Below are 13,722 nucleotides of genomic sequence, written 5' to 3'. Positions count from 1 at the left end.
GTGGAAGTTGTTTCTTACCGGCAATCCGTCTTCCTTTTGTCCATGATCATGCCTGTTACTGGCCACTTTCTTTTGTTGCCGACGATCTTTTCCATGGCTGGACATGAGGCATGGGTAGCCATCATCCTCGCAATGCCTCTTGGATTTTTTCTGGGTTTTATTATTTTCAGGCTGCATACGATTTATCCTGATTCCACATTTGGTGGGATGCTTCGGCAAACCTTTGGCAAGATGGCCGGAAAGTTAATGATCTTGCCTTTAGCTGTTTACTTTTTATATTTAATTATCATTACCTTTTATGGAATCGTTGACTTTGTGCAAGTGATTTTTCTGCCAGAGACACCGAGGTGGGTAATCGGTACAGTTTTTTACCTGATTGTTTTTTATGCCTTATTTGTAGGAATTGAAAATGTTACAAGAATCAGCGAAGCCCTCTTGCCATTCATTGTCATTACAGGTTTTGCGATAGCCATAACCACATTGGGAGAAAAGGATTTTAAAAATTTGCTGCCTATTTTTGAAAAGGGTTTTTTTTCTCTCTTTGACGCCATTATTTTAACTGTTGGCCTATATGGGGAAATGACCTTGCTGTTAATGGTCCAGTTGAGAAGGCAATATGAAAGATCACAATCCCTATTGTTTACAAACAGCATTTTAGTCCTCCTTATTGCGATTATGTTTTTAGGAACAGTCACTGGCACTTTGGCTGTTTTTGGAGAGCAGTTTGTTAAAACACTTGAATATCCCGCACAAAGTATCGTAAGGCTGGTTTCATTCGGGTTTGTGGAACGGTTTGATATATACGGAATTGCCGTGATTGTATTTGGCGGAATCATCCGGATTTCTGTCCTGCACAGATCGATTGGAAAAGGTCTTGAGCTATGGTTCAAAGGAAGAGGTAAATGGGGGATACACGTTACTGCTGTTGCATTGGTTGTGTTTTTCACAGTTTTCGGGATTAAGAATTATAACCATTTTATTTCGGTTTATATATCTAAGTATTATCCTTTAACTGTTTTGATTTCCTTCTTTATTCCTGTCTTTACCTGGATGATTGCTGAAATAAGGAGAAGGCATAAACGGAGTAAGGCAACTTAAAAAAATGCTCGAAGCTAATGCTTGGAGCATTTTTTTATTGTAATTGATCGTGATGCAGTGAGGATTTTACGTAAAAATTTTAAGTCGACGAAGTCATATATGATAGGGAATTCTAACGCTTATTTTCCTGGACGCTGCACCAGGGATTTTCTATCCACCGCTTCCGGGAGTTTTTCCATCCATCCGTGTTTAACCAGTATTTTATAACAAAGACCACCAGCTTGCATCGCATGAAGCGATACTTTCTGATAATTTAAAGTGATATCCGATCTTAGACTGGAACCTAAAGCAGCACCATAATAAGAAAGAGCGGCATTTACTAATAATGCTGCGTGAAACATCATCAATTTATCCGAAAATGGACTTACAGTTGAATCCGTGATGTCAGCATCCCATTTCTCTGGGATTGAAAGATGATCTTCCCGCAATAGTGCGTCAAAGCTTTCGGCATCTTTCCCAGCTAATTTGGCATTCTTAGACATGAATTTACGGACTTCCTCCAGATCAGCCACCTGACTGAAAGCTAAACTTAGTGATCTAACTAAGCCAGTCTTCTTTGAATTAAAGAAAATGTTCGTGATTTCAGCAATATTAAGCGGTCTTTTCTCTCCAGCCAAATTGGCAAGTATGCCTGTAGTTTCTGTAAATTCTATCCCTTTTGGAGAAGGAATGGTAGGTAAACTTGTAAATTTCGCCTGTCTTCTAGCCAGCTCCATAATTCTTTGGAATAAATCTTTTGAGGTTACTAAACATTCATAAAAATAATTTTGGACATCTTGCCGTTCCGCGGTGGTCATTGCTAAGCTATAAGCAGTTACCCCATGTATCGTCATAATTTTGGAATAAAAAAGTAAAAATTCATCAGAAAAAAGACGCGGGGCATCAAGGTTTACATCATCTTCTGTAAAGCCTTTTGGAACTTGGAAATCAGCACTTATAAAAAACTCTTTAATTTTAGCGATATGGCTCTCTGACAAGCGCAAAGAGTATTCTAAAATCGATTTTATCTTTTTTTCTTCAACGATTTTAATAAAATATTTATAAACACATATGGCCATACTATCGCCCATGTACTGCAGCCATAGAGCGGATATATCCGCTGCATTTAAGGTTTCTTTCTTTTTCTCAAAAATACCCAATACATAAACCCCCAAATTATGAACGATTCTTCTTTATATTGCCATTATTTTGTGGTACTTATGAGGGAATATACAGATATTTAGAGCGACTTTGGTTAATAGTGCAGAGATAATGTTGTAAGGTTAAATAAAATAAAACGAGTGCAACGTATTGCACTCGTTTGATCATAACTACATTCTCGCTTCCTTCAACGATGACTCGAAGTCTGTTGGGGTTATTTCTGTGTTTATAGTCAAGCCCATCAATACAGATTGTATCCCCCATCCTGCTGTCCGCTTCCTGCAGAAGGAAAGGCAACACCCATCGTCCGCAAAGAATCTTTTGCTTGTGCTAAATAATTTTCTGCCTGGTCCTGCCATTTAATAATCAAATTCATAAACGCTTTATATTCAGGCGGTGAATTTTCCTCCATCGTTATTAAACCTTCCCGTACTTTTCGATCTTGATTTTCGGCATTTATAATACAAGCAGCCATGGTGTCTATGATGGATTGACGCTGCTCTCCATTCACGAGTCTTTGTGCGCACCCTACCGCAGTAACGCGGTGATAGGAGGCTGGAACAAGATGATCATGCATCTCGGCATTCCCTTTTAAATCTTTGGTTTCGGGTATATGGAAAAGTTCAGAACTCATCGAACATACCATTTCTTCGGCATATAAACTTTGCCGCAAAACATTCAAAATTTGTCCCCAGTTATTTACTCGATATGGGTAATATGGATAATAATAAGGATTCAATAAAAACACTCCTTTTAATATATATAGGAAACCCCATCATATAGGTATGATTAAATACCGGGGGTAATGCTTTTTATTAGGCTGTTTTCGTAAACTTTGCTTTTTAAACAAGTAGTGAAGAGAGTTTGATTTACCCTCCAGGAAGATCAGCGCACCATACTATGGGGCGGGCTGGAGGAATTGAATGTATCTCATTTATGGAATAAAGAGGAACAGCTATTCAATGTTGAATATAAACTTGGGAAAATATGACTAAATTAAAATAAATTTTATTCAGACTATTGTGTAAATTATGAATTTAATGTATAGTCTGTGATATATCAGATATCAATAGCATAAATACTATAAAGGGAGTTGATAGGAATTGTATAAAATACAAGTTGAAAATTTAAAATTGTATTGCAAAAGGATCTTAATTCAGGAAGGTTTGCCTGAGGAAGAGGCTGAGATCATCGCTGAGAGTCTGGTCGAGGCAAATGAGATCGGTGTCGACTCACATGGAGTTACGAGACTATCAGATTACATAACCCGGCTAAGAAAGGGCTTAATTGAAAATAAAACAAATTTAAGTTTAGTTCGGGACGCCCCGTCTACGGCATTATACGATGCAAACAATGGGTGGGGGCAATTCGCAGGAAAAGTAGCAATGGAAAAGGCGATAGAAAAAGCTAAAAAATATGGATGTGCTGTCACAGCCGTTAGAAATTCGAATCATTTTGGCACTGCAGCTTACTTTGCCAAGATGGCGGCAGAAGAAGGGTGTTTAGGGTTTGTCACAACCAATGCGTCTCCTTTAATGGTAGCGTGGGGTTCAAAAAAACCAACATTGGGAACGAATCCTGTATGTATCGCCGTACCGACAAATCAGCATCCAGTTGTGCTTGATATGGCAACTAGCACCGTTGCCAGGGGCAAAATTACTTTAGCTGCTAAAAACAAACAAACGATTCCTCAAGGATGGGCAATTACTGAAGACGGAAATGATACAACGAATGCGGAAGAGGCTCTTAAAGGATTTCTGCTTCCGTTTGGTGCAAAAGGTTCAGGACTTGGCATGATGGTTGATATTATGTCAGGGGTTATGACTGGTGCATTATTTGGTGAAGACATTCCATTAATGTATGATGGTGATTCGCCTCAGCAGCTGGGACATTTATTTATCGTCATAAATATTAGTCATTTTATAGAATTGGAAACCTTTAAGGAAAGAATGGATGAAAGAATCAGACAGACAATTGAAAGTCCTCCTGCCCAAGGATTTGAAAGGGTTTTCATGCCAGGGGATATTGAACAATTAAAGAAAGAAGCTGCACAATCAGAAGGCTTGAACATTAGTGAGGCTGTTTATTCCGAGCTTAAAAAGTTAGGGGAAGATCACGGGCTTGCTATTGAAGAGTTTATGACAGACAGCACAACTGTTTAAAGAGTAAACCTTCTTCTCAGATTTTATATAGCGAAGAAAGGCAAAAATTTTTTGGGGTTTTGTGATATATCAGATATCAGATGACTAACACATCTAAATCCTTAGTAGGAAAAGAGGCTGACAATATGGACATAAATGAAATTTTGACAGAAGCTACGACAAAAACAAAAAGTATTAAGTCTTTAAGGGATGTGGTTATAGAGTTTTTAAGAGAAGCTATTTTTATCGGCCACTACAAGCCAGGTGATCAATTAATTGAAAGAGAGTTATCCGATCTTTTGGGAATAAGCACTACACCGATCAAAGAGGCTTTAAGGGTTTTATCCCATGATGGTTTAGTCGAAACAATCCCGCGTAAAGGAACGTATGTATCCCAGCTTGTTGATACCTCCATTGAAGAATTTATGATGGTAAAAGCGGTGCTCGAAGGCCTGGCTGCGAAGCTTGCAGCTATTAAGATTTCAGCCAAGGAATTGGAATTACTGGAAAAACAGATTCTTATTATGAAAAACCTCTCGGAAGCAAAGGACTATGAACAGCTTGTTGCTGCCAATTTAAAGTTCCATTTAATTATTAGGGAAGCAGCCAAGAATCCTATTATGTTTCAAACGCTGAATAATGTAATCGCTTTTGACAATGCCTTTAGAAAGAGAGCTTTGAAGCACAATATGGAAGTGATTGAAGGCTTTAATGAACATAATCAGATCTTTCAAGCAATAAAAAGCAGAAATCCTGACCTTTCTGAAAAATTGATGAAAGATCATATTATGAGAACTGCAGTAGATGTACTTAATAAAGGGGTTTCTTCTTCAGAAAATCTTATCCAAGGGGGCGGTTAATGAAAAAGATTTCTTGTATGTTTAAATGTCTTTCAAGAAAGCTAGCAATCTTTCTATCTCTCCAAAATATTAGGGATATGATTCTTTTAATAAAATAGGCTGTGTAAAGAAAATATTGATCTTGGCACCCTGTTGATTGGAGTGGAAGGCGCGAGCTCCTCGTAAATGCTATCGCATTTCCTTCGTGCGTTGTTTACTCAGGGATGTTTAGTCAAAGTCCTGCGGGAGAGCGAGTCAAAGGGAGACCCCGCAGGCGCGAATGCGCCGAGGAGGCTTCCGGACCGCCCGCGGTTCGCTGAGTCCCTGGAACGGAAATCAACAGGCTAATTTAACAGAGCAATACTATAAAAAAGGATCAGCATAGTACTACTGTAAAGCAATATTCGGGTTGCCGTCGCTTTTGCAAGGGAACAAAAACGCATTTCATTAGAGAAAATATGATCTGTATTTAGGTGATTCATTAAGCAATCGTCTAACTAATTTATTGAGAGGGTGGAATTAATGAGGAAATATAAAGGCATTTTGATCAGTTTAGTTCTTGGGTTAGCGATGATTTTATCTGCATGCGGTGCAGAAAGCACAAAGGGTGAGGGTAATAATGAAAGCGATTCCAAGTCAAAGGATTATCCTAAATTCTTAACAGTTGCAGGTGCAACTAGCGGAGGGACCTATTTCCTCATGGCAAATGCAATAGCACAGCTCCTTGGGAATGAATTTCCTGAAATTGATACAAATGCCCAATCAACTCCAGGAAGCCCTGTCATTCTTGAAAACATTGATAAGGGGAAGGCAGAGCTGGGGATTGCACAGGCTGGTGTAGCTCAGGAAGCATTTAATGGCACTGGACAATTTGAAGGAAAAAAATTGGAGAAAATCCGCCAGCTCACTTATTTTTATCCGAATGTTATGCAATTTGTAGTACGAAAAGATGCAGGAATTGCTGAAATCAAAGATATTGAAGGGAAAAAAATAGCTGTGGGAGCTGCCGGCAGTGCGACAGAGCTTAACAGCCAGGATCTTGTAAAAGCAGCGGGGCTGAAGTACGACGATATTACTCCTGAATATGTCAGCGAAGCCCAAGCAGTAGAATTACTGAGAAATCGGCAGGCTGCCGGGGCAAATATGATTGCAGCGTTAGGCAGTTCCAATATGCTTGACATTCTAAGCACAGGGGAATATGAAATTATTCCCATTAAAGAAGAAACGGTTAAAACACTTGCGGAAGAGGTCAACGCAGCGTATTATCCTTTCACCATTCCAGCAGATACTTATCCGAATCAGCCGGAGCCAATTGAAACTTTTGCAGTTGCCAACTGGCTGCATGGAAGTGCCGACCTTTCGGAAGACTTTGTTTATGAACTGCTGACAACGTTATATGATAACGTGGACTTTTTAATAGATACTCATAATGTAGCTGAAAATATTAAATTAGAAAATGCTGTGGACGGAAAAACCATCCCTCTCCATGATGGAGCTATTAAATTCTATAAGGAAAAAGGAATTGAAGTAGATTAATTGGCTGTAAGGGTATCGGTTGCTAAGCGGGGCAGAATCTTTCTGCTCCGTAAAGACTTGATTGAAAGAGGTGATCCATATGAAAAAAGAGCCAAAGAATGAGCGGGAAAACGAGAATTCTAAAGATAAGGGTACTGATGTGAAAGAGGTCCCTACAGAATTGGATGAAAAAATAAATGCTGACGAAATAGCGAAAAAATACGATGTTGAAACAAGATACCGAAATATCAAGGGGAAAGCAGGTTTACTAGTTGCTTCCATTGCAGTAGCGATGTCCGCTTTTCATTTGTTTACGGCAGGCGTACCAATGGTTTCAACAAAACACCGAGCCCTTCATTTAGCTTTTGCCTTAGTTCTCATCTTTTTGCTGTATCCCGGAAGAAAGAAATCCAGCCAGGAAAAGCCAACCATCTTTGATTATCTCTTTGCGATTATTGCAGCCATTTCAACAGGCTATTTAGTCGTCATGTTCGACACCATTGCTATAAGAGGCATGTCCACTACAACAATGGATTTAATTATGGGCTTTATTACCATGGTTGTTGTCTTGGAAGCTACCCGACGCTCTATCGGCATCGAATTGCCGATATTAGCATTGCTTTTCCTCGGATATGCTTACCTTGGACCGTATTTACCGGGGGATATGACACATCGCGGCTATGACCTAACTACCTTGATTGAGCATATGTACATAGGCAGTGAAGGAATATTTGGAATTGCACTCGGAACATCAGCGGCCTATATTTTCCTCTTTATTTTATTTGGAGCTTTTCTGAATGGAACTGGATTGTCAGGCTTTTTTACAAATGCTGCGATGGCTGGGGCAGGACATAAAGTAGGCGGTCCGGCAAAGGTTTCCATTATTACCAGTGGGGCATTAGGGATGATTAATGGAAGTGCAGTCGCAAATGTGGCATCAACAGGGGTATTCACGATTCCTTTAATGAGGAAGGTAGGGTATTCAAGAAGGTTTGCTGGAGGCATTGAGGCAACTGCCTCAACAGGCGGACAGTTTACTCCGCCAATCATGGGTACTGCCGCTTTTATTATGGCTGAATTTTTAGGAGTTCCATACAAAGATATCATCATTGCTGCGATTATTCCGGCCCTCCTTTATTATGTTTCTTTATGGGTGATGGTCCATTACGAAGCTTTGAAAACTGGATTATCCGGTATTCCAAAAGATCAGCTGCCTGACATAAAGAAGGTATTCTTAGAAAGAGCTCACTTGCTGCTGCCGATTGCCCTGCTTCTCTATATGTTATTGGCGGGTTATACGCCCATCTATTCAGCGTTCTTTTCTATCATAGCAACTTACGCAGTCAGCTTTTTGCGGAAATCAACACGAATGGATTTCAAAACATTACTGAGAACGCTGGAGCAGGGAGCAAAAGGAGCCATTACCGTTTCAATCGCGACTGCGGTTGTAGGTTTTATTATTGGCGTTGTTTCATTAACCGGAATTGGATTAAAACTGGCAAATCTCATTTTAGTCTTTTCAGGAGGCCAATTATTACTTACATTGCTCTTAACAATGATAACATGCATCATTTTGGGCATGGGCCTTCCTACCGCTGCCTGTTATATCGTAGGAGCCACTGTTGCAGCACCAGCCTTAACTCAGCTGGGTGTTGAACCGATTGTTGCCCATTTCTTTGTTCTTTATTTTGCCTGTTTGTCTGCGATTACACCTCCTGTTGCATTAGCTTCATATGCCGCTGCAGGCCTTTCCGGAGAAAGTCCTTCAAAAGTGGGCTGGACTGGATTTAGATTGGGGATTACAGGATTTATCGTTCCGTTTATCTTTGTCTATTCTCCAGTTTTGCTTTTGCAGACAAATGACTATTTAGCGGCGGGACTTGCATTGGCAACAGCACTTATAGGTGTGTTTGCTTTAGGAACAGCAGTTGTGGGTTATTTGCTCGATCGTACAAATGCCATCGAAAGACTCATGTTGCTTGCCAGTTCACTGACCCTCATTAAAGCAGGTCCAGTTACTGATGTTATTGGTATATCACTTCTATTAATCGTTGTCTTTATGCAATGGAGAAGAACCAGGGTTCTAAAACCAGCCATTAAAGGAAAGAGGTTTAAAGATGAGGCCATTTAAAGTCTTAGTTGTTCAGAATATTCCGGAAATAGGATATAAAATGTTAAAGGAAGCCGGCTTTGAAGTTGTGATCCCAGAAAACCTGGAGGATGAAACACTGGAAGAATTAGCAGCTGAATGTGATGGAATGCTTGTTAGAACCAGAAATATTCCCCGGGGATTAATAGAGAAAGCAAAAAAGCTAAAAGTGATTGCCCGCTCAGGGGTAGGATACGATAATGTCGACATTCAAGCTGCCGCTCAAAGAGGGATATATGTTTGTAATGTTCCGCAGTCAAATTCAAACTCAGTAGCTGAACAAGTGGTTGGAATGATGATTTCTTTAGCTCATCAGATTCTGAAGGCTGACAAAGCATTAAGAATGAATCAATTTGGCGTTCGGGATTTGTACATTGGATCAGAGCTGAAAGGCAAGACATTGGGTTTAATCGGTTTTGGCAGCATCGGTCAATTAACAGCTAAAAAATGCGGATTAGGCTTGGATATGAACGTTATGGCTTACGATCCCTATTTTAAGAATGAAGAAGAGTTTGATTATGTGGAGTTTGTCAGCTCCATTGATCTCCTATTAAGTGAATCGGATTTTGTTTCTCTGCATCTTCCTTATAGTTCAGATCTCCACCATTTTATCGGGGAAAAAGAGTTAAATAAAATGAAATCCAGTGCTTTTCTGATTAATTGTGCAAGAGGCGGGCTGGTAGACGAAAAAGCTCTGTATGATGCCATTAAAAATGCAAGAATTTCAGGGGCAGGCCTGGATGTGTTTGAAGAAGAGCCACCAAAAAAGGATCATTTTTTATGGGAATTGGAAAATATCATTGTGACACCGCATATGGCTGCCCATACAAAAGATTCACTTGAGGCGATGGCATCCGGTGCAGCAAAGGAAATTATAAATGTTCTAAGTGGAGAACATCCGCGAAATTGTGTTAATAAACATCTGTTTACAAAAGAGATGAATTTATAGGCTCTATTAATTTTGCCTGTTGATTTCCGCTGCAGGCACTCACTTTCCGCGGGCGGTCCGGGAGCCTCCTCGGTGCATTCGCACCTGCGGGGTCTCCCGCTGACACGCTTCTCCCGTAGGACTTTGACTAAACATCCCTGAGTAAACACCGCACGAAGGAAATGCGATAGCATTTACGAGGAGCTCGCACCTTCCGCTCCAATCAACAGGGTGCTAAAACAACAATTAGCTTTAAACAAAGCCTATTTATAAAGGCAAAAAAGGGAGAGATGATTAAATGTTTAGGAATCAATTAAAAGCGAAGTTAAATGGGATTTCAAGCCCGGACACCGCATTTGGTGTATTTATCGGCATTCCTTCTACACAGCTGGTTGAAATCGCTGGATATAATGGCTTTGATGTAGTGGTTATTGATAACGAGCATGGAATGCTTTCTGCAGAAAACATTGAACATATGGTGATTGCTGCAGAGCTGGCCGGGGTTACTCCTATTGTCAGAGTTGTAAATAGCGACCCGGCTGAAATTCTAAAAGTAATGGACCGCGGTGCTCATGGTGTTCATGTACCGCAAGTAAATTCAAAAGAAGAAGCGCAGCAGGTTGTGAATGCTGTAAAATATCCGCCGGCCGGCAAAAGAGGAGCCGCTTTTTCAATGAGAGCGGCACGGTATGGGACTGTTCCGGTTGCTGATTATCTAAAACATGCAAACGAACAGTCACTCGTGTGTATTCATATTGAAAGCAAGGAAGCATTAAATAACTTAGATGACATTTTAAGTGTTCCTGGAATTGATATGGCTTATATAGGCCCAACAGATTTATCTGTTTCTCTTGGCTATGAAGGAAGCATTGATCATCCGGAAGTGCTGAAAGCGATTGACTCCATCCAGGTTACTGCACAAAATCACGGAGTAAAAGTAGGCATTCATACCAAGGACAGCAGAGGGGCAAGAAGCAGAAAGGAATGGGGAGCAGACTATGTTTGCCTAACTGTAACTTCTCTGCTTAATCAATCTTTTTCAGATTATATTAAAGGTGCTAAAGAAACGACTGTAAAAAATTAAAGGACAGGAGAGAAAAAATATGAATTTTAAAGAGTTAGCAAGAAAATTGGAAACCATTTGCGCCATTAATATTACCCCTTTTTATGATGATACAAAGGACATTAACTGGGATGCATTAGAAGAAAATATTCAATTTCTATTGAAGAATGGAACGGAAGTAATCGTACCGAATGGAAATACAGGTGAATTCTACACGTTAACCTTGGAAGAAGCAAAAAAAGAAACAAGAAGAGTAATAGAATTGGTTAATGGTAAGGCCACCGTCGTGGCAGGAGTCGGCTATTCAGCTGAAACAGCGATTGAATTGGGAAGAGATGCACAGGAAGCAGGTGCTGATTGTGTCATGATCCATCAGCCCATTCAGCCATATGTAACAACGAGAGGTGCAATTTCATATTTTAAGAGAATCATTGAGGCATTAGATATTCCCTCCATTATTTATTTTAAAGACCCTAACTTAAGTGATGATGTCATTAAGGAATTGGCTCCATTGGAAAAATTCATCGGAGTTAAATATGCGATTAATGATCTGCCCCGCTTTAGAAAGGTCGTTAGTGAGGTTCCGGATGAGCACCATTTAGCATGGATTTGCGGAACTGCAGAAAAATGGGCTCCATTTTTCTGGAATGCAGGTGCCCAAGGCTTTACATCCGGTATTGTGAATATCAATCCGGATTTATCTTTTGCCATGTTAAGGGGGCTTCGCGAAGGAGATTCAAGAACAGTTTGGAAAGCTTGGGAAGACTCTGTTGGTTTTGAAGATTTAAGAGCTAAATATAACAACGGGAATAACGTTGTCGTTATCAAAGAGGCCATGGAAATGATCGGGTTAAATGCCGGTGTAACAAGGGAGCCTGTCGACCCACTAAATGAAGGAGACAGAAAAGCAGTCACAGAGATACTAAAAAGCTGGAGTCTTTTCAATGTGGGGCAAACATTATGATAGAAACGATGACAGCTGCTAAAGCCATTGTAGAGGTTATGTCCAGAGAAGGTGTAGAGAAAGCTTTCTGTGTCCCTGGGGAAAGTTATCTAAGTGTAATGGATGCGATGTATGATTATCCGGAAATCTCACTCATAAGCGGCAGACAAGAGGGCGGCGTAGCCTTCATGGCTGAAGGGTATGCAAAAGCAACTGGAAAAGTAGGGGTATGTTTGGCAACCCGTGGCCCAGGTGCGACAAATCTATCAATAGGGCTGCATACAGCTTATCAGGATTCGACTCCCCTTGTTGCATTTATTGGCCAAGTGGAAAGCAATTTTATAGGAAGAGAAGGATTTCAGGAAGTTAATTTGGCAGAGTACTTTAAACATATCGTGAAGTGGACTGCTGAATTAAGGGAACCATCAAGAGTGCCTGAGCTTGTTCATCGTGCCTTTCACATTGCAAGATCAGGCAGGCCGGGCCCAGTCGTAATTTCCCTTCCTGTTGATATTTTGGATCAAACAGCAGAAATGGTATTTAATTCATTCTCTGTTAAGACAAAACCACGTCCATCAGCCGAGGCTATTGAAGAGACAAAGGCATTGCTGGAAAAGGCAAAGCGGCCGGTGATTCTCGCTGGAGGCGGAGTAACCCATACAAAATGCACTCCTGAGCTTATTAAGGTGGCTGAAACATTAAAGATTCCTGTAGTCACTGCGTTCCGGAGGTTTGATGCTTTTCCAAATAATCACTCCCTGTATGCAGGATCATTAGGCTTTGGCATTCCGAAATACTTAAAAGACTTAATCCAAAATGCTGATGTGATTCTGGCATTAGGAACCCGTTTTTCCCAAGTGACAACGCAGGATTATACATTAATTAACCGTGATACAAAACTGATTCATGTTGATATTTCAGAGGGTGAGCTGAATAAAGTTTACCAGCCTGCTCTCGGAATTGTAAGTGATGTGAAGAGCTTTTTGGACGATCTTTTAAGTGCCGTTAAGAATCATTTTGAAAGCGGCTTAATAGACCAAAACTATGCGGCAAATGCCAGGAGATGCTATGTTGATTTTTCAACCCCGAAGCCAATTAACAGAGAGGACTTTGTTGATTTAGAAGGCGTAATGAACGACTTAAGAAATGAACTTGCTGAGGATACCATTCTTACAAGTGATGCGGGCAATTTTTTTGGATGGGTATCCAGGTACTTCTCATTTAATAAAGAAGGAACCTATATAGGGCCAACATCTGGAGCTATGGGTTATGGCCTTCCTGCAGCAATAGGGGCTAAGCTTGCACATCCTGACCGGCCGGTTATTGCCATTTCTGGTGATGGCGGGACCATGATGACAGTACAAGAGCTGGAAACATGTGTGCAATACAATATTCCCGTGATTTTAATCGTGGTTAATAATAATATGTACGGTACAATCCGGATGCATCAGGAAGGAAGATATCCTAAACGAGTTATAGGAACAAATTTAACCAATCCGGATTTTGCAGAATTAATGAGAGTGATGGGCGGGCAGGGTGTAACGGTTGAAAGGAATAAAGATTTTGTCCCGGCTTTACAAAGAGCTCTTTCTGCAAATAGTCCTTTTTTAATTGAGGTGTTAACGGACCCTCAGCAAATTTCGGTTACAAAGACGATTGAGGAGTTAAGGGGCCTGTCGGCTAATCTTTTGTAAAACTCTTTCAGGCACAAATAACTCATATTTTGCATCCCTTAGGATGCTTTTTTTTAAATCTTTGATAGCGGCCGATCAAAGGTCTAACCAATTGATAAATAGAGAATACGTTCAAATAATTCAAAGGTTTTGTCTGAACTGGCAGTTGAATTTAGTTATCTTTCAACATTATTTAGGGGTTGCGTAAAAAAATTTAAAAGAATAAAAATCCA

At 40.3% G+C, this 13,722-nt stretch carries 11 protein-coding genes; 9 read left to right on the top strand and 2 right to left on the bottom strand.

Translation table 11 applies throughout. The annotated features are described in order from the left end of the window. Entirely contained in the window at window positions 1-1,098 is a 1,098-nt protein-coding gene (locus J7I93_RS00855) for a GerAB/ArcD/ProY family transporter (protein WP_214722551.1), read from the top strand. A gap of 119 nt (window positions 1,099-1,217) precedes the next feature. On the opposite strand, the gene J7I93_RS00850 is transcribed toward J7I93_RS00855, so the two are convergent. Beyond that, a complete protein-coding gene (locus tag J7I93_RS00850) occupies window positions 1,218-2,237 on the bottom strand; it encodes a DUF3231 family protein (protein ID WP_214722550.1) in 1,020 nt (339 codons plus the stop codon). 242 nt (window positions 2,238-2,479) lie between these two features. Further along, window positions 2,480-2,986, bottom strand: coding sequence for a hypothetical protein (locus J7I93_RS00845; protein ID WP_353050246.1), 507 nt, complete (start codon window positions 2,984-2,986; stop codon window positions 2,480-2,482). A gap of 355 nt (window positions 2,987-3,341) precedes the next feature. Between J7I93_RS00845 and J7I93_RS00840 the strand changes: the two genes are divergently transcribed. From J7I93_RS00840 to J7I93_RS00805, 8 genes are all read left to right on the top strand, one after another. Then, window positions 3,342-4,400 (top strand): Ldh family oxidoreductase, encoded by a 1,059-nt coding sequence (locus tag J7I93_RS00840; RefSeq protein WP_214722548.1) that lies wholly within the window; start codon window positions 3,342-3,344, stop codon window positions 4,398-4,400. A gap of 125 nt (window positions 4,401-4,525) precedes the next feature. Then, window positions 4,526-5,239 (top strand): GntR family transcriptional regulator, encoded by a 714-nt coding sequence (locus tag J7I93_RS00835; protein ID WP_214722547.1) that lies wholly within the window; start codon window positions 4,526-4,528, stop codon window positions 5,237-5,239. Window positions 5,240-5,740: 501 nt separating this feature from the next. Continuing rightward, window positions 5,741-6,754, top strand: a complete 1,014-nt coding sequence (locus J7I93_RS00830; protein ID WP_214722546.1) for a TAXI family TRAP transporter solute-binding subunit — start codon at window positions 5,741-5,743, stop codon at window positions 6,752-6,754. Between the two features lie 79 nt (window positions 6,755-6,833). Continuing rightward, window positions 6,834-8,864, top strand: a complete 2,031-nt coding sequence (locus J7I93_RS00825) for a TRAP transporter permease (RefSeq protein ID WP_214722545.1) — start codon at window positions 6,834-6,836, stop codon at window positions 8,862-8,864. Continuing rightward, the gene (locus J7I93_RS00820) at window positions 8,851-9,831 is read left to right on the top strand and encodes a hydroxyacid dehydrogenase (protein WP_214722544.1); all 981 of its coding nucleotides are present in this window, start codon (window positions 8,851-8,853) and stop codon (window positions 9,829-9,831) included. The genes J7I93_RS00825 and J7I93_RS00820 overlap by 14 nt, the downstream gene beginning before the upstream one ends. A gap of 277 nt (window positions 9,832-10,108) precedes the next feature. Continuing rightward, a complete protein-coding gene (locus J7I93_RS00815) occupies window positions 10,109-10,894 on the top strand; it encodes an HpcH/HpaI aldolase family protein (protein ID WP_214722543.1) in 786 nt (261 codons plus the stop codon). Between the two features lie 19 nt (window positions 10,895-10,913). Continuing rightward, window positions 10,914-11,837, top strand: a complete 924-nt coding sequence (locus J7I93_RS00810) for a dihydrodipicolinate synthase family protein (RefSeq protein ID WP_214722542.1) — start codon at window positions 10,914-10,916, stop codon at window positions 11,835-11,837. Continuing rightward, window positions 11,834-13,510 (top strand): thiamine pyrophosphate-dependent enzyme, encoded by a 1,677-nt coding sequence (locus J7I93_RS00805; RefSeq protein ID WP_214722541.1) that lies wholly within the window; start codon window positions 11,834-11,836, stop codon window positions 13,508-13,510. Before J7I93_RS00810 ends, J7I93_RS00805 begins: the two co-directional genes overlap by 4 nt. The last annotated feature ends 212 nt before the right edge of the window (window positions 13,511-13,722 follow it).

Origin of the sequence: Bacillus sp. ISL-47 (assembly GCF_018613175.1) — a bacterium.
Taxonomy (GTDB): Bacteria; Bacillota; Bacilli; order Bacillales; family Cytobacillaceae; genus Cytobacillus.
The sequence above is the reverse complement of the archived record's forward strand: the minus strand, read 5'-3'. Positions and strand labels throughout refer to the sequence as shown.